This is a genomic window from Streptomyces sp. NPDC056486, from assembly GCF_042795295.1.
Classification (GTDB): domain Bacteria; phylum Actinomycetota; class Actinomycetes; order Streptomycetales; family Streptomycetaceae; genus Streptomyces.
The window spans coordinates 46723-69501 of the sequence record NZ_JBHTSF010000017.1 but is presented as its reverse complement, the minus strand read 5'-3'; the positions used below and the strand labels follow the sequence as shown (position 1 = coordinate 69501).

At 68.0% G+C, this 22779-nt stretch carries 19 protein-coding genes and 1 pseudogene; 4 read left to right on the top strand and 16 right to left on the bottom strand.

Annotation, left to right across the window (positions count from 1 at the left end; all coding sequences use genetic code 11):
- Window positions 1-42: 42 nt before the first annotated feature.
- Window positions 43-447, bottom strand: coding sequence for a hypothetical protein (locus ACFQ7F_RS10305; protein ID WP_383268944.1), 405 nt, complete (start codon window positions 445-447; stop codon window positions 43-45).
- Window positions 448-633: 186 nt separating this feature from the next.
- Window positions 634-885, bottom strand: a complete 252-nt coding sequence (locus ACFQ7F_RS10300; protein WP_383268942.1) for a hypothetical protein — start codon at window positions 883-885, stop codon at window positions 634-636.
- Between the two features lie 936 nt (window positions 886-1821).
- Here ACFQ7F_RS10300 and ACFQ7F_RS10295 point away from each other — a divergent pair.
- Entirely contained in the window at window positions 1822-2031 is a 210-nt protein-coding gene (locus ACFQ7F_RS10295; protein WP_383268940.1) for a DUF6243 family protein, read from the top strand.
- 165 nt (window positions 2032-2196) lie between these two features.
- Here ACFQ7F_RS10295 and ACFQ7F_RS10290 read toward each other — a convergent pair whose 3' ends face one another.
- The 7 genes and pseudogenes from ACFQ7F_RS10290 to ACFQ7F_RS10260 all read right to left on the bottom strand — a co-directional run bounded on the left by ACFQ7F_RS10290 (window position 2197) and on the right by ACFQ7F_RS10260 (window position 10090).
- A complete protein-coding gene (locus ACFQ7F_RS10290) occupies window positions 2197-4203 on the bottom strand; it encodes a GxGYxYP domain-containing protein (RefSeq protein ID WP_383268939.1) in 2007 nt (668 codons plus the stop codon).
- 228 nt (window positions 4204-4431) lie between these two features.
- A pseudogene (locus ACFQ7F_RS10285) lies at window positions 4432-4691 on the bottom strand (transposase); the annotation flags it as partial.
- A 148-nt stretch (window positions 4692-4839) separates the two neighbouring features.
- The gene (locus ACFQ7F_RS10280) at window positions 4840-6057 is read right to left on the bottom strand and encodes a GNAT family N-acetyltransferase (RefSeq protein ID WP_383268938.1); all 1218 of its coding nucleotides are present in this window, start codon (window positions 6055-6057) and stop codon (window positions 4840-4842) included.
- Window positions 6058-6543: 486 nt separating this feature from the next.
- Window positions 6544-7011: a recombinase family protein gene (locus ACFQ7F_RS10275; RefSeq protein ID WP_383268936.1), complete on the bottom strand. Its 468-nt coding sequence runs from the start codon at window positions 7009-7011 to the stop codon at window positions 6544-6546.
- 520 nt (window positions 7012-7531) lie between these two features.
- The gene (locus ACFQ7F_RS10270; RefSeq protein WP_383268935.1) at window positions 7532-8164 is read right to left on the bottom strand and encodes an FMN-dependent NADH-azoreductase; all 633 of its coding nucleotides are present in this window, start codon (window positions 8162-8164) and stop codon (window positions 7532-7534) included.
- Between the two features lie 166 nt (window positions 8165-8330).
- On the bottom strand, window positions 8331-9152 hold the full coding sequence (locus tag ACFQ7F_RS10265) for an ABC transporter permease (protein ID WP_383268933.1): 822 nt from the start codon (window positions 9150-9152) through the stop codon (window positions 8331-8333).
- Window positions 9149-10090: an ATP-binding cassette domain-containing protein gene (locus tag ACFQ7F_RS10260; protein ID WP_383268931.1), complete on the bottom strand. Its 942-nt coding sequence runs from the start codon at window positions 10088-10090 to the stop codon at window positions 9149-9151. Before ACFQ7F_RS10260 ends, ACFQ7F_RS10265 begins: the two co-directional genes overlap by 4 nt.
- An 86-nt stretch (window positions 10091-10176) precedes the next feature.
- Between ACFQ7F_RS10260 and ACFQ7F_RS10255 the strand changes: the two genes are divergently transcribed.
- On the top strand, window positions 10177-10965 hold the full coding sequence (locus tag ACFQ7F_RS10255) for a TetR/AcrR family transcriptional regulator (protein WP_383268929.1): 789 nt from the start codon (window positions 10177-10179) through the stop codon (window positions 10963-10965).
- A 98-nt stretch (window positions 10966-11063) separates the two neighbouring features.
- On the opposite strand, the gene ACFQ7F_RS10250 is transcribed toward ACFQ7F_RS10255, so the two are convergent.
- The 5 genes from ACFQ7F_RS10250 to ACFQ7F_RS10230 form a co-directional block, all read right to left on the bottom strand.
- Complete coding sequence (locus tag ACFQ7F_RS10250; RefSeq protein WP_383268927.1) at window positions 11064-12194, bottom strand: hypothetical protein; 1131 nt, start codon at window positions 12192-12194, stop codon at window positions 11064-11066.
- Window positions 12095-12529, bottom strand: coding sequence for a DUF4158 domain-containing protein (locus tag ACFQ7F_RS10245; RefSeq protein WP_383268925.1), 435 nt, complete (start codon window positions 12527-12529; stop codon window positions 12095-12097). Before ACFQ7F_RS10245 ends, ACFQ7F_RS10250 begins: the two co-directional genes overlap by 100 nt.
- A gap of 194 nt (window positions 12530-12723) precedes the next feature.
- A complete protein-coding gene (locus tag ACFQ7F_RS10240; RefSeq protein ID WP_383268923.1) occupies window positions 12724-13758 on the bottom strand; it encodes a sulfotransferase in 1035 nt (344 codons plus the stop codon).
- An 82-nt stretch (window positions 13759-13840) separates the two neighbouring features.
- Window positions 13841-14671, bottom strand: a complete 831-nt coding sequence (nadE, locus tag ACFQ7F_RS10235) for an ammonia-dependent NAD(+) synthetase (protein ID WP_383268921.1) — start codon at window positions 14669-14671, stop codon at window positions 13841-13843.
- Window positions 14672-15338: 667 nt separating this feature from the next.
- Window positions 15339-16739: a DUF6056 family protein gene (locus ACFQ7F_RS10230; RefSeq protein ID WP_383268920.1), complete on the bottom strand. Its 1401-nt coding sequence runs from the start codon at window positions 16737-16739 to the stop codon at window positions 15339-15341.
- Window positions 16740-17105: 366 nt separating this feature from the next.
- Between ACFQ7F_RS10230 and ACFQ7F_RS10225 the strand changes: the two genes are divergently transcribed.
- Window positions 17106-18590 (top strand): glycosyltransferase, encoded by a 1485-nt coding sequence (locus ACFQ7F_RS10225; RefSeq protein WP_383268918.1) that lies wholly within the window; start codon window positions 17106-17108, stop codon window positions 18588-18590.
- 359 nt (window positions 18591-18949) lie between these two features.
- Here the strand turns inward: ACFQ7F_RS10225 and ACFQ7F_RS10220 are convergent, their stop codons facing one another.
- On the bottom strand, window positions 18950-19522 hold the full coding sequence (locus ACFQ7F_RS10220) for a TetR/AcrR family transcriptional regulator (RefSeq protein ID WP_383268917.1): 573 nt from the start codon (window positions 19520-19522) through the stop codon (window positions 18950-18952).
- Between the two features lie 64 nt (window positions 19523-19586).
- Between ACFQ7F_RS10220 and ACFQ7F_RS10215 the strand changes: the two genes are divergently transcribed.
- Window positions 19587-20558 carry an SDR family NAD(P)-dependent oxidoreductase gene (locus tag ACFQ7F_RS10215; RefSeq protein ID WP_383268916.1) on the top strand — a complete coding sequence of 324 codons (972 nt, stop codon included), beginning with the start codon at window positions 19587-19589 and terminating at the stop codon, window positions 20556-20558.
- A gap of 590 nt (window positions 20559-21148) precedes the next feature.
- Here ACFQ7F_RS10215 and ACFQ7F_RS10210 read toward each other — a convergent pair.
- The gene (locus ACFQ7F_RS10210) at window positions 21149-22720 is read right to left on the bottom strand and encodes a PTS ascorbate transporter subunit IIC (RefSeq protein ID WP_383268914.1); all 1572 of its coding nucleotides are present in this window, start codon (window positions 22718-22720) and stop codon (window positions 21149-21151) included.
- Window positions 22721-22779: the final 59 nt, after the last annotated feature.

The window sequence follows — 22779 nt, the reverse complement described above, 5'->3', positions numbered from 1 at the left end:
TTGCGCCGCCGGGCGGCGAGACCCTCAGTACTGCAGTGCGGGTCAGAGTCGGTGGGACTGCGCCCACTGCACGGGGGCCTCGTACACCAGTCGGCATGTCTCGGACGCGATCGATGGCACCGGCTTGCCCGGGGGCAGGGCCGGCGAGAGCGCTTCGAAGACGGCCCGAACTCGGACGTCGGTGTAGGCATGGATGCGGCTTGTCGCCTGGAGCCAGGCACCGCCGCCGGGAAGCGGGGTCACCTCGGCGAAGGCTCCGCCGGCCCGCAGGGCGGGGACGCCGCCCAGGGCCGTGACGACGCCGGGGGAGCAGACGGTCAGCCACCCGTACCCGCGCAGCGTCGTCTCAAGCTCGGGCAGGGTGTCCCCCAGGAGCAGGCCCAGACCGTCTTCGAGGGCGGGGTCCTGGAACTCCTCCGTCGTACGCACGGCGACCAGGGACACCACACCCGGCGCGTCGTCGTCACGGGTGACCGAGACCTCGAGCCAGGGCTCGCCGGGTTGGCCCTCGGCGTCGAGCAGCGCCAGCTGCAGTTGCGCATCGAGGGGCCGGTTGCCGAGCTGTTGGAGGAAGTCCTGCCAGTTGGCGGGGGAGAAGTAGGTCTCGACCAGCCGCTGCCGACCGCGGACGGTCTAGTAGTAGAGGAAGGAGGCCCAGAGCGTTCCGGGTGCCCCGAGGGGGCCGTCGCCCTCGTCAGCCAGGGCCTGCGCGGTGAGGTCCAGACCGTGGTCGAAGCCGTCGCCGAGCGTTCCGGCCAGGGGGCCCACGGCCTCGGTGAACCAGCCGCGTGCCAACTGCCGGAAAGCGTCTCCCTCGGTGGGGCAGGGCAGGTTGATCTCAGCCCGGAGAGTCGAGTTCAACCGGATGGCCTGCTCCGCCGTCATGCCGTGCCCGTCCGATCGGTCCGGGAACCGGGAAGGCGTACTGCCGCCGGATGATCACGCAGGACCGCTGTGAGACGGTCGCGCCGGGGCCGTTCCGAGCGCCCCGAGGCCGCGTCGGTTGGCGTGTTTGCACGCTGATGTTCCAGCGTGTGGCGGGCATCATCGGGATCGGGCTTGAGGAGCTGGGGAGGGAGACAGGATGGCCGTGCGTGCGCGCCTGGCGAGGGTTGCCGGGGTAATGGTCCTGACTGCGGGGACCCTGGCGGGTGCAACATGGCCCGCCGCGGCGGGAGATGCGGGGACCATGGTCTGCGGCCACTGGTGGACCAATAGATCACCCAACACGGCCAGTGTGTCGGTAGACGGGGTGAACGTTCGGTCAGGACCGCACACCGGCTGCAGGTCGCACGGACAGGTTTCGTCCAGCCACAAGATGTACCTGCACTGCTGGACAGAAGGCACCAAAGTCGGCAGCACCGACGTATGGTGGCACGCGCGAAAATCCGGTTCCGACCTCCAGGGATGGATCAGCGGCTACTACCTGTTTGCCCTGCCCGTCAACAGCGCGTACTGCTGAACAGCCGCGCGCACAGACCCGTCGCAAGAGCGAGGGCGCGGCGGCCAAGCACATCGACTCCCTCCTCGCCGAGCTGGACCTGCCCCGGGCGGGCGGCGACCACCGGCGGGTACCGGCGGCGCCGGGGTTCCTGGAAGGAAACGGCTGGCCCCAGGCGCTGTCGAAGGCCTGGCCGGCACCGGGGGGCGAAAACTTGGTGTGCGGGGCCGACGGAACCGGGTAATCTCTTAGTCATGTTCTTCCAGAAGCTGATTTACGAGTGAGCGCGTGACGGGCCCCTGCTGATGTCCTTCGACGTCGCCGCGCCCGTCCCCCACCGATGAATCCGTAGATCACTTCACGTCATTCCGGGAGAACCAGTGAGCAAGAACATCAACAACCCCGTGGGCATGGGCGGCGGCCAGCGCAAGAAGCTGTCCCGCGCCGAGCGGCAGAACAACGGTCCGCACCGCAACCTCGACCGCCAGGGTGCCGCCGACCAGAAGGCGGAGCTGGTGCGCAAGATGCGCGAGAAGACGGGCGCAGTCAAGGACGCCGGGCAGACGGGCGAGGACACCGCACAGAGCTGACGCACCGCCGCCGCGGGGCGGCACCGCACGGCACAGGGCCCGGACCGCGACGCGCGGTCCGGGCCCTGTGCCGTACTCCACAGCCAACACACGACCCGGCCCCGGGCCGCGCCACACAGGAGCACGGAACCATGACCGGCACTCACCGCCGCTGAAGCGGTACGTTCACGCGCTCAGATTCATCAACGCGAAGAACACGTCACCGCGGACCACCTCGAAGGGTGCATCGAGCAGTTCGGCCAGCTCCGCGATGTCGCTCGGCGTCCAGCTCCAGGCGTTGATCGCGGCGGCGATGAACATGGGCTCCGACTCGTCCCTGCCCTCGATGTGACGCAGCAGTCCGTCGCGAAACTCCTTGCCCTTTCCTTGCGGGTAGAAGTTGCCGATCACCGGAAGCCCGGCCGGCCTGATCTGCAGGTCGCCCGTCTCCCAGGACTGGATGATCCCGCGCAGCGGCGTGTTCTTCCGGTACGAGCCCACGACGCGCTCGTCGAAGGGGAGCCAGCCGTCGTTCGCGGCGTTGCGGGGGTTGTAGGCGTAGGCCAGATCCATGCCGGTGCGGCGCAGGAACCGGCCGGAGAGTTCCGTGTACGCGTCCAGGGCCTTCTCGGGCCAGGACCCGGGGTAGGTGTAACCCGCGCCGGAGGGGCCGCAGATGAGTAGATCGTTGTCGGTGGCGGTCTTCTGGTAGTAGGCGAGGAGGGCGGGGCCGATGTCGGCGAGCAACGGGCTGACCGTCCAGTTGACGGGGACGCTGCCGCGCTCGGGGTCGTCCCAGATGTCCCGCATCCGGCGCTGGCAGTACTGCACGTTGTCACCCTCGCCGACGGTGAGAGTGAGGTACACGCGGTTGCGCAGCCCGGCCTTCGGACGGCGTCGGACCTTGCCGGAGACCTTCGCGGGGACGCCCGCGTGGACGGTGCCGTTCATGTAGAAGTCGGCGGGGACGACCTCGATCCCGTGCTGCGATGCGCGGTCCACGCCGCCCCACTCACCTGCGACGTCGTTGGAGAACCAGCCGGTGTACGGGGTGGTGGGCGCAAGCCGGGCGAATGTCTCGTCCAGCAGTTTTCCGGTCTCACCGGACGGCGGCAGCCACAGCACCATGGCTTTGCTCGCCACCACGTAGTCCCGGAAATAGGGGAAGGGCTCGACGCGGGTGGGAGCGGTGCCGGTGGCGGTGACCAGGTACTGGTTCCACAGGTCGACCTCGATCACCAGGTGCTGTGTTCCGGCGGGCGCGGCGAAGCGGTAGACGAAGTAGCCGCCACCGTCGCTGAACCGGTTGGACCGGTCGCCGAGTGAGGAGTTGAGCCCGTCGAAGAGATGAGGCTTCTCGGCGTCCGTGCCGGGAGTGAAGGAGGCGATCTCCTTGCCGTCCGCCTTCACCACGACGGAGGCGACGGACGCGCCCCACCCGTCGTCTGCGAACGAGTCCTGGAAACGTACGTAGACATCGTTGCTGCCGCTCATTTCCGGGCTCAGGTCGAAGGTGCGCACCCGGCGGTTGGACACATCGCGGATCCGCTCGGTCTCGCGCGCCACCTCCCGCCACGTCACGTCGTCGACGGCCACGGTCCGAGTGGGCGGCAGACCGGCGAGCAAGGCGTGGCTGCACTGCGGGAAGAGGTGGTCGAGTTGCCAGCGGTAGGTGGCGATCACATCGTCGGCGTCGAAGCGGCCGCGCAGATCCATGACGGTCTTCAGGCCGTGTGTGTGCGCCTGCTCGGCGGTGGCGGCGACGGCGTTCTTGAGACCGGCGAGTGTGGTGGCGATGTTGACCGAGTCGGGTACGTCCGGGTCGACAAGGATTGCGCCGCGCACCTCCTTGCGGTAGCGGCGGACGAGGTCGAGTGCGTCATCGTGACGGGTGACGGCTGCGCCGGTGGCGGGGAGCCACCGCAGGTCGACCTCGCTCTTGTCGAAGTTGAAGTAGAGGCGTGGCTCACGCCTGTTGACGACGCCCTGGAGAGTCGTCAACAGCAGTTGGTCGTGGCCGTCCAGGGTGCTGACGTCGGCGACATCGAGGCGGACGGGGCGGCCGAAGGACGGCAGGAGACGGGTCGCGGCGCCGGGCTCGACGGCACCGGCCTGCTGCTGCGACGTCAGGCCCAGCCCCCCGCCCGCTAGGGCCGCGCCGCCTGCTTGCAGGAGGATTCTTCGTGACACCATCGACGATCACTGCTCCTCAAAGCCGACCAGAACGTCTGACATCGTTGTCAATCGGTGAAGTTAAGCGGTGTGGTGGGGAGTTGTCCATGGGGCGAACGGACAATTCTGCGTACGAGGGTGCGCCGGCACGCGGGCGGACCGTACGGGGGAGGAGCGCGCACAAGGAGGGGTTGAATACGCCAAGGCGAACGGCCGATCAGGATGTGGTTTTCGCCGGTGAGGCGGCGGGGCCATGAGGTCGATCATCGCGAGGCGGATCATGGCTTCGGAGCGGTGTGGATGCCGTTCGTAGTCGCGGGTGAGTCTGCGGTGGTGCATGAGCCGGCCGATGCTGCGTTCGATGGTCCAGCGGCGCGGAATGATCGTGAACTCGCCGGTGCCCGGCGGGCGTTGAACGGGATGGACGTCGATGCCGGGCGGGCGCCGTGCTCGATGGCGGTGGTGCGGTAGTCGGCGTCCACCCAGGCCTTGGGGATGCGCGCGCCGTCCTCTTGCCGGCAGGCGAAGTAGTGGTGGCTCGTGGGCCAGGGCGGGAATCGTGCGGCAGGTTTCGACGGGAGCAGCCGCGGACCCGCACGAGCGGAGTGTGGCCGACCAGGGGCCAAGTTCCTGCTCGGCCACACTCCGATCGTGCGGTCAGAACCAGTGCAGGCAGTGCGGGGGCTGCTCGGCGCGGAAGAGGGCATCGGCGAGGGCGGCCGCGCGCGGGTGGTGGGCCCGGATGTGTCCGGCACGCATCAGCGTGCTCGGGGCGGTGCCGCCGAGGTAGACCGAGCCCAGGTCTCTGACGTCCAGAGACAGGTCGGGCTCCCGGTCCGTCGGGACGCAGTCGGCCTTGTTGTCCCTGACGGTCAGCAGATAGCGGCCGCGCTCGCCGAGGAACGGGTCCTCGACGTCGAGGACGAGCTCGCCGTCCATGAACCAGCCGCGCGCGGTCAGAGCACCCGGGACATCCAGGATCCGGACCCAGAGCCAGTCGGTGTCGCCGCTCACCTCGCAGGCACGGAAGTCCGCGAACTGCCAGCGCAGCGGGTGCGCGGGCGGGACGTGCTTGAACACGACCTGAGAGACCAGGTCGTGTCCGAGTATGAACTGGGCCAGGGCCGTGAAAACGACGTCATGGGTGGCGATGGTCTCGTCGACCGTCAAGGTGCCGGACTCGATCGAGTAGCTGGCGTATCCGTCAGGGGTGCCGTCGGCGTCCCGGTGAACGGCGACGTAGCGCGGCGCCGGCGAGATCGGGGGTTGTCCCGCACGCAAGGCCCACCAGCGGTGCGGCCGGGACAGCGCGCCGGACTGTGCGCGGCGATACCGGTCGTAAACCTCTTCCAGGATCTCGCCGCACTCGGCACGCCGCAGCATTTCGACCGAGCCGGTCGTCGGGGCGTCGGCCGCATTGCGCGCCCGGGGAACGGCGAGGGCTGCCTGGTGGCGTGGCACCGTCAGCTGCGTCGTGCAGGTCGCAGGTCCGTAGCCGAACCTTCCGTAGATCCGGGCCTCGGAGGCCAGCAATACGGAGAGGAACTCCCCGCGGGTGCGCAACTCGGCGAGCTGATGCCGCATCATCGCGCTGAGCACGCCCTGACGCCGGTGCGTGGGCAGAACGCCGACCGCGGTCACCCCGGAGGCCGGGACGAGGGTCTCACCGGGCAGGGTGAGCTCGAAGGAGTATGCGGCGGCGGTGCCGACGGGGCGTCCGTCCGCCGTCAGGGCGAGCAGGCAGCGGTCCGTTTCGAGCGCCGACCACCAGAGCCCGCCGCCCTCGACCGGGGTTTCCGGGAAGAGCCCGAACGCGGCATGAACTGTGTCGACGAAGACGTCAACGTCCTCGTCGGTCGTAGAACGAATCTCCATTGCCGCCGCTGCCTCCTCGAAATACCGGCACCACACCTCGTGGTGTCCGGACACCATGCACCGCCGCCCCGTGACCAGGCCAAACGCATGACAACCGCTCACGGCGCGGCCCGTCCCAGCTCGGACCGCCGACCACTGAGCCCCGGGGTTACTTCGCACCGCGGATCAGACACAACGCAGAGTCCGGGGCCGACGGCGAAGGTGCGATGCCACGAACGGCGTGGTGCTCCAACTTCAGTGGCCACCGGCCATGGTTCGCTGTCCCAGGCCCCTGTTGCCCGACTCCCGCTCACCACTGGATGGTGGCCTGAAACGATCAAGGCCATGGTATAGGCCGTCGACGGGCGACTACGTCACTCCCTGATGGGATGGCACGACAAGGCCAGTAGACGTAGCGGCGCCCGATTGCGTGCGCGCAGGCGTCGAGGAGCGAGGGCTAGGCCCCGGTGTCCTAGCTCAGACACGAGGCGCAAAGTAGCGGGGTGTTCACGCGCTCGCTGCCGCAGCGGCCTGCTCGTCGTGTTCGCGCAGCATCCGCATGACGGTGGCGGGTGAGGGGTGCTGGCCCTTCTTCGTGCCGGTGGTGATGACGAGCCGTTTGGCGATGTCGCGCAGGCTCATCTCCTGGTCGCGTAGGTGGAGGGCCATGGACAGCATGGAGTCGTCGGTGCCGCCGGCGCCGCCGATGGTCTTGCCGCGCTCGCGGGCGGACTCGTGGCCTTCGAGGGTGCGTTCGCGGATGTACTCGCGTTCCATGCCGGACATGGCGGCCAGTACGGTGAAGACGATGCCGGAGGGGTCGTGCGAGCCCTTTAGCTCCCCGGTGAGGAACTCCAGGCCGACGTCGCTCGCCTTCAGTTCCTCGGCGAGCATGGCGAGTTCGATGCCGCGGCCGAGGCGCTTGTGTTCGTGGACGACGAGGGTCACGGCGACGCCGGAGGAACAGCTGCGCATCCAGGGACTGCCGCGCGGTCGAGGCGCGGGCGTACCCGAGACGGACGTGTCCGACCGGCTCGGCGCCGGTGCTCCCGGGCCGGGGCAGCTCGGTCCACACCGAGCCCGGCTTGCGCACGGCGGGGGTCGGCACGTTGAGCGCCTTGGCGAGTTGGGGCACGAGGCGGAAGCGGGCGGTGTGGTACTGGATCGCCACCCTGCCCTTGCCGGTCCGGCACGGCGAGCCCGCCGGGGCGGCGCAGGTGGACAGTGGGCAGGCGTGCGATTCCACGCGCTTGAAGTCGTCGCTCACGCCCTCGACCGTTTAATGAGGGTGTTTCAGACGTCCAGTCGTTTGCAACAACTCATGAAACGTGGTCGCCACTGGTGGACCGCCGGGCGGCGGGGTGTTTCATGAGTGACCGTCTGTGGAACGCCGTCGGCTCGGGCGGCAAAGCCGCAACCGCGCCCCGGGCTGACCGCACAGCCGATCAACCGTCGTTCCCGGCGGATGCAAAAGAGTGTGCCGAAGCGGGCAGCGTCACTTGGCTGCGGTTTCACGGCCGGCGTCGCGGGCCGCGGCCAGGGCTTTGGTATGCAGGGCGGCGGCGAGCTCCTGGAGGTGTTCCATGCCGGGGGAGGTGGCGGCGAGGGTGAGCTCGCGTTCGATGACGACGAGGTCGGCCTGCCACACGTCGGCGAGGATGCGCTTGAGGTATGGGGTGGAGTGGTCCCAGCCTTCGCGTGGAGTGCCGGGGGCGTAGCCGCCGCCTCGCACGGTAGCCAGGACGGTCGGCTTGTCCTTGAGCACCGGGCTGCCCAGGGGCGCCCCGGCGATGACCAGGTCGACCCAGGTCTTGAAGTGCTGGGAGACACCGAAGTTGTACAGCGGCACGGCGAGCACCACCACCTCGGCGGCCTCGAGTTCCGCGGTGAGCGACCCAGCGAGGGTGAGCGCGTCGCGCTGGGCGGGAGTGCGGTCGGGTTCGGGCGTCAAGTTGCCGGTGTGGGCGTGTGCCCAGGCGTCGGCGGGCAGCGGGTCGGCGCCCAGATGGCGGCGTATCACCGTCGCGTCGCGGTGGACTGCGGTCCACTCCGATTCCACGAGGTCGGCGAGTTCGGCGCTGTCGGATGTGCCGGGAAGGATGCTGGCGTCGAGTCGGAACAGGCTCATGGCGTCTCCATGGTGTTGGTGTTGGTGTCGGTGGCAGCGCGATTCCGGTGGTCCGACGTCTTTCGACGCGGTGTGAGGTGCGCGGTTTCTCAGCGACCGGGGTTGTCGGTGTCGTTGAGCGCCGTTCAGGCGCGGTGAGCGGCGATCGGGCAGATGCCTGGAGTGGTCAGCGTCCTCTGCGCATGTAGGCGCGGAGCGACAGCGGGACGAAGATCACCAGCAGCGCGGCCGACCAGAGCAGGATGGTGGTCACCGGATGCACGAGTGGCCAGGCCACGTTTCCGGACGGGGCGCCCGGGTTGCCGAACAGCTCCCGCGAGGCGGCGGTGAGCGCGCTCACCGGGTTCCAGTCGGACAGGAAGCGCAGCCAGCCCGGCATGCCGTCGGTCGGGACGAACGCGTTCGAAAGCATCGTGAACGGCAGGCCCAGCGGCACCATCGCATCGGCGACCTGCTCGTTCTTCACCGCCAGGCCCACATAGACGCCCACCCAGCTCAGCGCGTACCGCAGCACGATCATCAGCAGGAACGCCTGGACGGTGGGGATCAGGCCGCGGTGCGGCTGCCAGCCCACCAGCAGGCCCGTGCCCACCATCATGGCGAGCATCAGCAGACCGGTCAGCAGGTCGGCGCCGGTCTGCCCGAACGGCACCGCCAGACGTGCCATCGGCATGGAGCGGAACCGGTCCATCACGCCGCGGGAGGCGTCGGCGGCCGTTCGCGTCATGACCCCCAGCCATGCGGAGAAGGTCACCATCGCGAACAGGCCGGGCATGAGGTACTCGCGGTAGTCGCCGCCGTCCGGCACCTGGATCGCGCTGCCGAAGACGTATCCGAACAGCACGACCATGACGGCCGGGAAGATCAGCGCCGCGACGATTTCGCCGGGCGCGTGCCGCAGCCGTCCCAGCTCGCGGCCGACCAGGGTCAGCCCGTCGGTGAACGTCCACCGCAGGCGGTGACCCAACGGCGGGGCGAGGTCGGTCATCGGACCAGTTCCTTCCGATCGGTGAGGCGCAGGAACACCTCGTCGAGGGTGGGGCGGCGCAGCCGCACGTCAGCCGCGGCGACCCCGGCGCGGTCGAGCTCGCGCATGACGTCGAAGAGCCGGAAGCCGCCGCCCGGCAGGGCGACGCTGAGCCGGTCGGCGGTCACCGTGGGATCGGTTCCGGCCAGGGTTTTCAGCACGGTCGCCGCCGTGTCCAGGGCGGCGGAATCTTCGAGTTCGACGTCGAGGCGGTCGCCGATCGTGGCCTTCAGCTCGTCGGGGGTGCCCGTGGCGATCACCTGTCCGTGGTCGACGACGGCGATGTCGTTGGCCAGCTGGTCGGCCTCGTCCAGGTACTGCGTGGTGAGCAGCACCGTGGTGCCGTCCGCCACCAACTCGCGGATGCTGTCCCAGATCTCGCCGCGGCTGCGCGGGTCAAGACCGGTGGTCGGCTCGTCCAGGAAGAGCACCTCGGGGCGCAGGATGAGGCTGGTGATCAGGTCGAGGCGGCGGCGCATACCGCCGGAGTAGCCGGCGACCTGCCGGTCGGCGGCGTCCATCAGATCGAAGCGTTCGAGCAGCTCGTCGGCCCGTCGGCGCGCGTCGCGCCGGGACAGATGGGACAGGCGCGCGAACATGCGCAGGTTGCCGCGGCCGGTGAGCTTCTCGTCCACGGCGGCGTGCTGGCCCGCGAGGCCGATCCTGGCGCGCACCTTGCCGGCCTCGCGGACGACGTCGTGTCCAGCGACGCAGGCGTGCCCGGCATCGGGATCGGACAAGGTCGCCAGGATGCGCACCGCGGTCGTCTTGCCGGCGCCGTTCGGCCCCAGCACGCCGCAGACCGTTCCTCTCGGGACGCTCAGGTCCAGACCCCGCAGGGCCTGGGTATCGCCGAAGGACTTGTGCAGCCCCTCGGCGACCACGATCGGATCAGACATATCCCCTCCACTGGGTACCTTGTACGCGGTCGTGGCGCTCACGCTAGACGACTGGGTACTATGTACGCAACCAAGGAGGTGGAACGGTGACCGAAGCCGAGTACGTGAACATCTGGATGCGGCCCGAGCGCGCCGCCTACGGGCCGACCCCGGCCTACAGTCGCGCGAAGATCACCGAGGCGGCCGTCCGGATCGCCGACGCCGAGGGGCTGGAGGCCGCCACCATGCGGCGGATCGCCGCCGAGATCGGTGCCGGCGTGATGTCCCTCTACCGGTACGTCCCGAACCGCGAGAACCTGGTCGAGCTCATGGCCGACCAGGTGATGGGCGAGATCGACGTCACGGACATGCCCTCGGGCGACTGGCGCGCCGACCTGACCCGCTACGCCGGTGAGCAGCGGACCATGTGGTTGAGGCACCCGTGGATCGCCACCGTGCAGCGGTCGCTCCCCAGCTTCGGCCCCAACCAACTGCTCTTGGTCGAACGGCTGATGGGGGTGCTCGACGCCTTCATCCCCATCGATGAGAATCTCGGCCTCGTGGCCCTGCTGAACGGCCACGTCGAGGGCACCGTCCGCGAGGAGATCAGCACGGCCAGGGAGATCCACCGCAGCGGGCTCAGCGAGTCGGAGTGGATGGCGCGGAGCTACCCGTACATCGACCGGCTGGTGAAGAGCGGGGAGTACCCGATCTTCACCAAGATCGTGATGGAGGCGCGCCAGCCGCACCTGAGCCGCGAAGACCAGTTCCGGCACGGGCTCCAGCGCGTCCTCGACTGCATCGCCGCGGCCCTCCCATCAACGGCGGAGTCCGAACAGGACGGGCCAGGACAGGCTCGTAGTCGACCATCCGAGAGGGCACCAAGAGCGAGATAGACGCACAAGCCGTGCATGAGATGCCACGGCTGTACCGATGTTCATCGCGGCCGCAGTACGCCACCGCGGTTCTGTATCCGACGTCCTCGTCCACGACTTCACGTCGTTTTTTTGTCGGAAGAGCCTGGATACCGACGGAGTCCGCCGCAGCGCGAGGGCCGGGCACGGCGACAGCCGACCCGAGGTCGAGCCGCTTGTCCATATCCAGGCGGAAGGTGCCGTACGGGTTGACGTTGGACCAGAACAGCGCGGTCAGGGTTACGCCAGCGAGCCGCGCCTTCCACGTAGATCTCGCGGCGGTGGACCGCGTCCCGCAGCGCGACCAGCACGCACAGCTCGTACGGGATGCGCTCGGTCTTGCCTTTGTCGTCGACGACCGCCTCGCGCCAGTCCTTGCGCACCACGCCGTCCATCGGCACGACATCCGTGGCGTCGTAGAAGCGGGTCTTGCCGTCGACGCCGGCGTACTTCTTCAGCAGCTTCATCGCGTCCGTCACCGGCCGGCAGGCGGTGTTGTTGCACTTGAAGCCCAGCGTGTTCAGCAGCGGCGGCAGTATCTGCCGGTAGTACGAGCTGTACGACGACCGGAGCGTGGTGCGGACCTTGGCCTTGAAGACCTTCTCGTTCGCCTTCGCCTCGGCCACCAGCTCGCGGAGCGTCTTTTCCCCGACCACCGGGAACTGTGCCCGGCGTACGACCTCGTCGGGCTTGCCGACCGCCGCCGTTGCCAGCTTGAAGAGAATGCTTTCCTTGCCACGGACCTTCTTCAGTTCGGCGGTGAGCTGCTTCTCCACCCGCCGCTCAGCACGAGCGTTGATCTTGTGGACCAGGGCGACCAACAGGTCGACCAGGGCATCAGTGATCTCCGCCTGCCGCGACGAGCACAGCGCCGCCAGCAGCGTGGTCCGTACGTCCTCGCTCGTGTCGCGAAAGCCCGAGGGGTACATCTTGATCGCCCGCCACGCGGCCACCAGCTTCTCGGAGCAATCCGCGAACAGCCCGTCGGGCAGCCCGAGTTTGCGCACATCGTTCAGTTTGGTGATCTCCGTCAGGAGCGAGTCCAGGCCCACCGCCCCCGGGTCACGCTTGAGCGCGGCCAGCAGGGCGGTGCCGTCCTCGTTGTCCTCGGCTACCAGACCGAGGAGCCGAGCCGTGCCCGCTTCGCCCAGGCGGTCGATGGTCCGGCCGCAGAACGACTTCTCCCACCGACCGCGCGCCGCAACGAGCACCTTCTCAATCCGGTGCGGCCCGGTGGCTCGATCTTCCGGCCCCGGCACTCGACCAGCAGAGCCTCGCGCTGCCAGTACTCCGCCAGTTCGACCGGGCAGACCTCCGCGGCCAGCCACTCGGTCAGCGCCTTCTCGTCCGCGACCGTCGACGGGCGGAACCTCAGCGCCTCGCGGATCTGCTTGCGGTGGTACTCGGAAGTCCTGCCGACCAGGGTGTACTTCGCGAAGTCCGTGGACAGGACCTTCACCAGGTCAGCGACGTACTCCACCGCGGCCGGCGGGACCTCTTCCAGCACATGAGGGAAGCGCCCCTCCAGCTCGAAGAACTTCAGCAACAGACCGAAGCCGAGCCGGGTCGCCCCACTCTTGCCGCCCGCCCGCCCCCTTGTTGGCTTCCATCACTCGATCAGACCAACGACGGCGCCCAGGACAGGGAAACGGGGCCCGTCCGGCTACACATGACCTACTTTGCGGCTGGTGTCTGAGCTAGGACTCCGGGGCCTAGTTCGCGCGGAGCATGCCCTGGTCGTCAGCTTGGCCTGTCCTCCAGGGCCCGGGTGCCCGGTGCGCAGCTGTTCCTCAGGTCATCGAGTTCGGCGGGCGCCAGCTGCTTCCTCGCTGAGCCACGGCGGCTGTCGTCGAGCTGGGCGCACGCGCCGTCCAGCCACTGGCGCGAAGGCTCGACCCCGATGAATGCGGCGAGGCGGGCGAGCTCCTCTTGGGGAGCGTCGAGGAGATCCTCGTAGGCAAGTGTCATGCGCTGAGCGGCGGGCAGTTCGTCGAGGAACCATGCGCCTTGGGCGACGAGTTCGGACCACAGGGCACCGAACCGGCGCAGCGGAAAGCCCCGCTCCTGTACGAGGGCGGGGTCGAAGCGCTCGTTGAGCAGGGGCGCCAGATCCGGCGGCAGGGAGCGCACGTCCTCGTCCGTCAGGTCGCCGAAGCTCTCGACGCCCGTCCGCTCCTTGATCTCACGCAGCAAGGTGATCACGCGGTAACCGGGGTGACGGCTCATGGACAGGGCACAATCGGGCCCGTCGCGGAACAGGTGCACGAACTTCGCGTAGGGGAAGGCGGCTCGCAGCCCTGGGGCCCAGTCCGTCGAGTAACCGGAGCGCTCCACGGCGGCGGTGCGCCCCCACCGCGCGCCGAGCCACTCGAAGAGCGCTTCGTGGTGTTCGGCTGCGGTGCGGTCGGGCCAGTCGATGACCGCCGCGCGGATTTCGTCGAGCAGCCCGTCGGGGTGGTCGGTGAGGTGGGGCAACACCATGAGGGAGAGCGCGGGGATGCCGGTGCTCTGCGCCGTGTACTGCCCCGGGCGGCGCGTGTAGAGGAACTCGGGCATCAGGAGCCCGCTGCGGATCATGTTCGCGAAGTACGGGGTGGGCCGGAAAAGGGCTTCCCAGAACTCGCCGCCGGAGACCTGACCTTCCGGGAAGGCCGCGTGCCCTACGGAGGCCATGTATTCGTTGAGGCTGAGGACGTCGGGGTGGGTGTTCAGGATGCGGGACAGCGTGGTGGAGCCGCTGCGGCCCGTGCCGATGACGAAGGTCAGACTGCGCAAAGTCGCTCTCCGAAAGCCAGGGGCGGGGGTTCCAGGGGCTGGGTCCAAGGGTCTCTGCTTCCCCCTAAGGGGCGATGGGGAGCTAAGGGGCGATGGGGAGCTGGCGCTTGTGGCCGGTGAGGCGGTAGCGGTTGGTGATGGTTTCGAAGGCCTGCTCGTCCACCGGCTTGCCCTCCAGGAAGTCGTCGATGTCGTCGTAGGTGACCCCGAGAGCATCCTCGTCGGTCTTGCCCGGGGCGAGGGTCTCCAGGTCGGCGGTGGGGGACTTCCACACCAGCTCGGCGGGCGCGCCCAGCGTGTCCGCTACGGAGCGCACCCGGCGCTTGGTCAGGCCGGTCAGCGGGACCAGGTCGGCGGCGCCGTCGCCGAACTTGGTGAAGAAGCCGGAGACCGCCTCGGCCGCGTGGTCGGTGCCGACGACCAGGCCGCCATGCGCACCGGCCACCGCATACTGGGCGATCATGCGCTGGCGGGCCTTGATGTTGCCGTGTACGAAATCCTGGTGGTGGGCGTCGCGGAAGCTGATTCCGGCGTCCAGCGAGGCCTGGAGCGCGGCGTCGCTCGCGGGCTTGATGTCCACCGTCAGTACGCGGTCGGCCTGGATGAAGGAGAGCGCGAGCTGAGCGTCATGCTCGTCGGCCTGGATTCCGTAGGGCAGACGCATCGCGTAGAACCGTGCCTCGTGCCCGGCGGCCCGGGCCCGCTCGACGGCGAGCTGGCACAGTCGGCCGGCGAGGGTGGAGTCGACACCGCCGCTGATGCCGAGTACGAGGCAGCGCAGACCAGTGGAGGCCAGCCGCTCGGCGAGGAAGGCTACCCGGCGTTCGATCTCCTGCCCGGCCTCGAAGGTCTCGGCGACCTCCAGGTCCCGAGCGATCTCCTGCTGCAGGGCGATGGACGTCGGCTCACTCACGTCTGCTCCTTGTTCCGGTTCACGATGTGCTTTGCGAAACCCTAGCTTCAAGGCGGCCTGGGGTGCGCTCCACCACCTGGAGTGCCTGCCGCTTCCCCCGCATTACCTTCTTCTCATTACCTTCTTCGTAGTCCCGCAACGGGACTACCTGCCGTCGGAGTTGGCACGACTGCCTTCCCTTGTCGAGTGCATGGCCCGGGGAGGCAATGTGGATGTGGCGATCAGTGCGATGCGATGGCTGCGCGCCTGCTTCGAGGAACCGGAAAGGCGCTTGGACGTCGACGGAGCAAAGCCGCGCCCCCAAGCCGGAAGCGAACGCTGCGATGAGGGAGACGCCGAAGACGCGTCAGAAGCTGTTGCTCTATCGCTCCGCGCAGGCGGGGGCGTGCGCCGGCGAGCAAGAGGCGCACGGCTCGCGGCTCCCGCTGCGGCCCGCCGCAACGGTCGGCCGCCCTCCGGAAGGCCCTATTCCCGCACGACTTCCCGCACGACGATTTTGCGTCGCATCGGGGCAGCGCCGGCGCCTGTGGCGAAGAGCTCTCCGGGGATGCCTGCACCGCGGTACACCGGAGGGCGTGAGGCGTACGGAGTTGTCGGGTTTCCGTACCGAATAGACCAATTTGATCCGGCTCGCCGCCGGCTTGCGACTCGGGTCACCCGCAGCCGGTCAGGGCAACTTGTAGGCCTGAGTGATGTGTTGAACCTCGTAGTAGTCGGCGATGCACGAGGCGGGCCACTTCGCGCGCCCGCCGTGGCGGAACGGCTCGGTCATGTGGCTGAGGGGCAGCCGTTTGTACGGCAGGACGTGGACGCCAGTGGCGGCCTGACTGTGCATCCAGCGATTCTGGCGGTCCCAGTCGTGCGCGCGAGTGATCATGTGGGATTCGAGCTCCGCAAGCGACGGCGCGAGTGCGAGGCAGGCCGCGGCGTACGTCGCGGCCCCGACGGTCAGGACCAGACCGGCCTGCCGGACACGGCTTCGTACAGCGCGGCCGGCGAGAGTGCCGAGGTAGACGAGGAGCAGGATGTACAGCAGCAGGTAGTCGTTCCACAGGCGCGTCGAGGACACCACGGCCTCGCCGAAGACGGGGTAGGTGATGACCGTGCACGCGTAGCCGGAGACGAGCAGGGCGCACACGCCCGCCGCGGCCGCAATGGCATCGTTCTTCCCAGGGGCGGTGGGCCGTCCCATGGGGCCGCGGGCCAGCAGGCCAAGGATGACGCCCGTCGCGAGCGCCCCCAGGTACGGCCAGGTCGTGAGCAGCGTGCGGGCGATCTCGCCAAATCCGCGCAAGGACCCAAGGAGCGAGTCGGGATCGAGCATGGTCGAGGAGTCCTTCCGCTCTCGCCGGTTCCGTGAGCCAGGTGATGTGTAGAGGATCAGGGTGCCGATCACGATGCTCACGATTCCGGCGGTGCAGCAGACCCGGAGGAACCTGCGGCGGCTTGCAGGAAAGAGGTGGCCGCTCGTCAGCAGGGCGCACGCGAGGACGGTCGAAGCGACGGCGCTGGTCTCCTCCGAGAGGAGGCCCAGGGACACCCCTGCGACGACGACGGTGAGCAGCGCGAGGACCTTCGTCCGCCGCGATGCCGCCCGCAGTACGGGAATGGCTGCGGCGCAGGCGAACACCGGGGGCAGGGTGTGGGAGACGGAGGCGGCGGGCCAGTAGAACGTCTTGTAGGTGTTGGGTGAGCCGAAGAGGAACAAGGCCACCACCATGGACGCCACCAGGAGCGGGACGCCTCGCGGGACCGTGAGCCGGGCGGCGCGCACGACGGCGGCGGTGAAGGCCCACACAAGGACGAGGACGAGCGCGCCGCTGACCGGGGCGAACCATTGCTGACCCGCTTCACCGAACCGCGCATAGGCCCAGACCAGCACGGCGTTGACGAGGCGCCCGTTGTCGTGGAGGTAGAACTTCTCCACCATCGCGGACAACCCGCCGTCGCGGACCACCGGCAGGAAACACCAGTCGTCGCCACCGGGGCGCACCCAGCGGGCATTCCCCGCCGCAAAGACAAAAACGGCGAGCGGCAGGAGCGAGAGAAGCCCCGCCCCTGTGGACACTCGACGCCCCGTCTTCCGCGCATTCGATTCACTCTCGATGTGCTGGACCTGAACAGCCTTTTTCGGCGTATGCACCACAGGCCGCCCCCCTTCCCCGTCGGAGCCAAGAGACAAGATTCCTCGACGCGAAGATCAAATTTGCAGTTTGCTGGCGATCGGCACCCGCCTCCTCAGGGTGACCTGAAAAGAACGCGACGATGCTCCGCATATCTGGTTCCATCACGTTCCATCACACCGGACCGTTCTTCCAGCGAGGGTACAGAGATCCCGTCCACCCGGGCTGATTTCTTACCGTCGCCTTGAAGAGAAGCGCCATGATGACGGACGCAGCAGAAAAGACCGCACTCACACCGGCTGAGGTGACGAATGGAAGGGTGCCAGCTTTCCGTTGTCGTGCCGTGTTTCAACGAGGAGGAGGTGATCAATACCTTTCACTGCGCGCTGATGTCGGTCCTTGGTGATACGCAACAGACTTTCGAGGTCTGTTACGTCGACGACGGCAGTCGCGACACGACCCGTACCCAATTGCGGGCCTTCGCCGCCGCGGACCCGCGTGTTCGCTATACGTCGTTCAGCCGGAACTTCGGCAAAGAAGCAGCCATGCTCGCGGGGCTGCGCATGTCGCGCGGCGATGCCGTGGCCCTCATGGACGCCGACCTTCAGCACCCGCCGGGTCTCCTGCACCGCATGCTGGAACTGCGGAAACACGGATACGACCAGGTCGTCGCCCGCCGGGACCGCTCCGGCGAGGGGCTGCTGCGAAGGACCCTCAGTGCCGCGTACTACCAGGCCGTGGGCCGATGCATGGACGTCGATGTCGTCGACGGGGAAGGTGACTTCAGGCTGCTGTCGCGCCGAGCCGTCGACGCGATCCTCACGCTGCCGGAAGCCAACCGGTTCTCCAAGGGAATCTTCTCCTGGATAGGTTTCGACACCACCGGCTTCACCTACCACAACGTCACCCGTGTTGCGGGGCGCTCCAAATGGGGCGGCCGGCACCTTGTCAACTACGGCATCGACGGCCTCATCTCCTTCAACAGCCGCCCGCTGCGACTGGTTATCTACGCTGGAATCGCCCTCTCGTGTGCAGCTTTCGCGTACGCCCTGTGGATCGCCGCGAATGTCGTGTTGCACGGGGTGGAAGTGCCCGGATTCGCCACCCTGTTGATCGCCGTTGTGGCCCTGGGAGGAGTACAGCTCGCCACGCTCGGCGTCATCGGCGAATACGTCGGCCGCATCTACGGCGAGACGAAACGCCGCCCGCTCTATGTGGTGTGTGAAACCGATGAGGAACCGCACCAGGTCGGCACCGTCCCCGTGGACATCGGAATCAGCCATCCGCTCCCGGCTCGGGTGAGCGTGCAGCCGGAGGTCTCGACCCCCAATCCCGCCAAACTTCGCACCCTGCGACAGTTCCTGATCTTCGCATCGATCGGGATCGTCAATACCGCCGTATACATGGCCGTGTACGCCTCGCTCAACTGGTGGATCTCGTACCTGGTCGCTCACGTCATAGGCTTCGCGGTCAGTACGGTCGGTTCATTCTTCCTGAACACTTACATCACCTGTCGAACAAAGCCGACCTGGCGGGCCTTCTTCCGCTTCCCGCTCTCGAGCCTCGTCAACATGGTGTTCAGCGGCGCCCTCCTCTTCCTCGGCGTGCGCTCCTTGGGCATGGGGGAGAACGTCACGGCCCTGGGCGCAGGCATCCTTGCCACGCCCCTCTCTTTCCTGGTCGCCCGCTGGGCCATCAACTCCGGCACCGTGCGCACCCGGCAGCAGGACACCGACTGGGTGTCCGTGCCCGACAGCTCCGGTCACCTCCTGGAGCACAACCACCAGAGCTCGTGACAGCGTGACGGCGCGCGGCCCCGAAGGACGCCCGCCGCCGGTCCGGGGGAATGGTTTCCGGTAAAGAGGTAAAGGTAAAGGGGGTCATTCGCTTAGAAAGCAATGAGCATGCCCGACCAGTGCCCGAACGAGAATCAGAGGAATTTTCCGTCGCAGAATTTGCGCATTACGTGTTCTTGTACAGCAGCATCCCTCTGCGATACGGAATCGACCTGCGAGGCCAACGGGCGCCGAGCGACGTCGGGGGAGGGCGAGGGCCGGGGGCATCGTCGGGTGGCGGGGGCTCCGCGCCAGTTCTGGCCGGGCGGGTGGGCCTGGCTGTTCGGCCGGGCTCGCTCATGCGGCTTCGGTAAGCCTCTTCAGCGCACCAGGAGATCGATGGCGATCTCCAGTCGTTCGAGGTAGAAGTCCCGTGATGTGGCCTGGTGTTTGAGGCCGGTCGACGCGCTGATCATCGTCTGGGCGACTGGGCGGGCCGCTGCTTGTGCTGCCTCGACGGCGATCGCGTCTGTGATCAGTTGCTCGAAACGTTGCGGTGTGGTCTCGACGATCTCTCCCAGGAGGCCGGGGTTGTCCTCGATGACCACCGCCACATCGCGTGTCAGCGGGCCGATGTAGCGCCCCGCCCACTGGTCGAACGCATCGAGGAGGCGCTCTGCAAGGGGTCGGCCGGTGTCGGCCAGGACGTGTTCGACCGCTGTGATGTCGCGTTCCAACGCCTGGGTGACGGCGGCGCGGAACAGGCTCTCCTTCGAGGAGAAGAGGAAGTAGAGCCCGGGCCGGGAGATGTCCGCCGCCCGCGCCACCTCCTCCATCGAGGTCTTGCGGTAACCGAATCGCGCGAAAGTGACCATGGCGGAGTCCAGAACCATGGTCCGACGGTCGGTGTCGGCGACTGTCGACTGCGGGTGGCCGGCGGCGGGACTGTCCATGAAACCGAGCATACGAGCGAGAGCCGCACTATACAAATATGGGCTAGTACGTATAGTCACCGCCATGGCTACTCGCGAACCCATCTCCATGCCCTTCACCGCGTCCAGCACCGCGGATGAGGTACTGCGGGGTGTCGACCTCACCGGCGTCCGCGCGATCGTGACGGGAGCTTCCTCCGGAATCGGGATCGAGACGGCTCGCGCGTTGACCGCTGCCGGGGCGGAGGTGACGCTCGCTGTCCGGAGCACGACGGCGGGGGACGCCGTCGCTGAGGCGATCGAGAAGTCGACCGGAGGAATACGGCCCCGAGCCGTCCGGCTCGACCTTGCCGACAGGACCATCGTCACGCGATTCGTTGACGCGTGGGACGGCCCGCTGCACCTGCTGATCAACAATGCGGGCGTGGTCACTGGTGGCCTCGAACGCACACGTGAGGGCTGGGAGCTGCAATTCGCGACGAACCATCTTGGCCACTTCGCCCTCACCGTCGGCCTTCATGACGCCCTGGCCCAGGGAGCGGTCGACCGCGACGGGGCACGGATCGTTTCGGTCAGTTCGACGGCGCACATGCGTGCGGGCATCGACTTCGACGATCTCCACTTCGAGCGTCGCAGCTACGATCCGCAGGTTGCCTACGCCCAGTCGAAGACGGCGAACTCTCTATTCGCCGTCGAGGCAAGTCGCCTCTGGGCGTCCGACGGCATCATCGCCAATGCCGTGAACCCCGGCGGTGTCGCGACGGGACTGCAGCGGAACTTCACAACGCAACAGAAGAAGTCGCTCGATGCGGCCGAAGCCGCCGGAGTCTTCACCTACAAAACGGTCGAGCAGGGGGCTGCCACCAGCATCGTTGCGGCCGTCGCCCCGCAGTTCGCGCATTCCGGAGGCCACTACCTCGACGATTCACAGGAGGCGTACACCGTGACGAATGACGCCGACCTCGCGCAGCACCCGCACGGCGTCAAGGAATGGGCGCTCGATCCCGCCACCGCCGAGCGCCTGTGGACGGTCTCGACCGACCTGCTCCGCGCCTGACCTCTCGACACCACAGCAAGCGGTACCGCCGCCTTCTTGGCCGGCCACCGCATCGGCCCACCGGACCGGTAGCACATGGCCTGCGAAGGCGGCCACGTCCGATGCGCAGAGCCAAAACCGGTCGGTTCCTCTCCGAGAGCCCGGTGCGGGGCCTGCGTTCGGCGCGCCCCCTGATGAACAAGGTTGTCGAAGCCTTTGACCGCCCGCTTCGCTGCAGACCCGACGACGACCTTTCTCCATGAACCCCGAGTGTTGCCAGACGCTGTCCTCGGGCGTGCCGATGGTCACCGTCGTAGTCACGGCGGGGGAGTCCCCGGGCCGTGACCGCGTCCCCCATGAACTCCCGCCGATGGTCCCCGACAAGCGGGCGTACTCCGGCGCCCGGCAGGCCTACTCCGAGATGCTGGGCCTGGACCGCTTTACCCGCTGGGATGGGCCGACCGCCGTAACCGTGGCCGGGTCGGCGGTCGTCCACCCGCCTTCAACAAGGCCCAATACCAACGGCGTAGCGCGGTCGAGCGATGCGTCGGCAAGGGGCAACAGTTCCGGAGCTGGCTCCGCGGCGTCGTCCAAGAGACACCAGAAACTCCCTAGTCCTCAGGCTGGGGTGGCTTCGGTGCGCCCGCCGGTGGGGCGATCTTCGCGTACTGCCGGTTCGTGGTCGGGGCCGAGGTCTCCTGGGCCTCGAGGGTCTCCCGCGCCTCCGGAGGCAGGAATTTGTCGCGCGCGGCTCCCGGGTCCCAGCCGGTGTCGACGGCCTTCTTCTGCCAGGCGATGGCGGCGATGAGGACGGCGACGCCGATCAGCAGCATGAGGACGATGCCGGCCACCGAGCCCGCCTTCGCCGCGTTGCCGATGATCAAGCCGAACCAGCCGAAGTCGGCGTCCCCGAACGTCGTGTTGGCCGAGCCGAACGAGCCGAGCACCCCGAGCAGGAACGCCGGCAGGAGGGTGATCAGGACACCGTTGAGGAACGAGCCGACGGCGGCGCCGCGGCGGCCGCCCGTCGCGTTGCCGAAGACGCCCGCCGCGCCACCGGTGAAGAAGTGCGGGACCAGGCCGGGCAGGACGAGGGCCGTGCCGAACGCGGGGTTGATGACCCCGGCCAGCAGCCCCAGGGTCACCAGACCGCCGGTGAAGGAGCAGATGAAGCCGACGAGGACGGCGTTCTGCGCGTACGGGAAGACGATGGGCGCGTCCAGGGCAGGGATGGCGCCGGGCACGACCTTCTGAGCGATTCCCTGGAAGGCGGGGACGAGTTCACCGAGGATCGTGCGGACGCCGAAGAGGATGACGGCGACGGCGATGCCGAATTGGAGGCCCTGGCCGAGCGACGACATCAGGTAGTTGCCGATGCCGGTCGAGCCGGGGTCTCCCTTCCCCGACGAGTACGCCTGGAATGCCTCCGTCTTGCCGACCTTGGCCAGGAAGACAATGGCCATGATCATGTAGATGAGGACCATGGACAGGGCCGTCGCCACCATCGAGTCGCGCAGGAAGCGCAGGCCCTCGGGGAGGTTCATCTCCTCCGTGGAGCGGCTCTTCTTGCCGATGGCCTGTCCGGTCGCGCCGGAGACGATGTAGCCGGCCGTGCCGAAGTGCCCGACGGCCACGGTGTTGTTGCCGGTGACGCGTTTGGTCCAGGGGTGGGCGAAGGCCGGCATCGCGACCAGCATGATGCCGAGCAGGACGCCACCGACCACCACCACGACCCAGGAGGTGACTCCTGCCGTGGCGAGGACCATCGTCAGCAATGTCGCCATGAACAGCATGTGATGGCCGGTCAGGAACACGTACGAGAGCGGTGTGAAGCGCGCCAGGAGCAGGCTGACGAGGAACCCGAGGATCATCAGCCACGCCACTCGCGAGCCGTACTCGGCCTGGGCGATGCCGACAATGGCCTCGTTGGTGGGGATGACGCCGTGCGAGCCGGTCGCACCGGTGATCATTTTGCCGAGGGGTTCAAGCGAGGCGGTGACCAGGGTGGCACCCGCGCCGATCAGCAGGAAGCCGAGCGTCGCCTTGATGGCGCCGCCGACGACCTGGCCGGTGGACTTCTTCAGGGCGATGAGGCCGATGGCGGTGATGATGCCGATGAGATAGGCGGGGACGGCGAGGATTTCATTGACGATGAATTTCGCGATGTCGACGAGGACGTTCATGGGGTTCCCGGGATTTCCTGGAGGTTCGGCGGGGGCGGGGCGTGGGGGAGGCCGGAGGC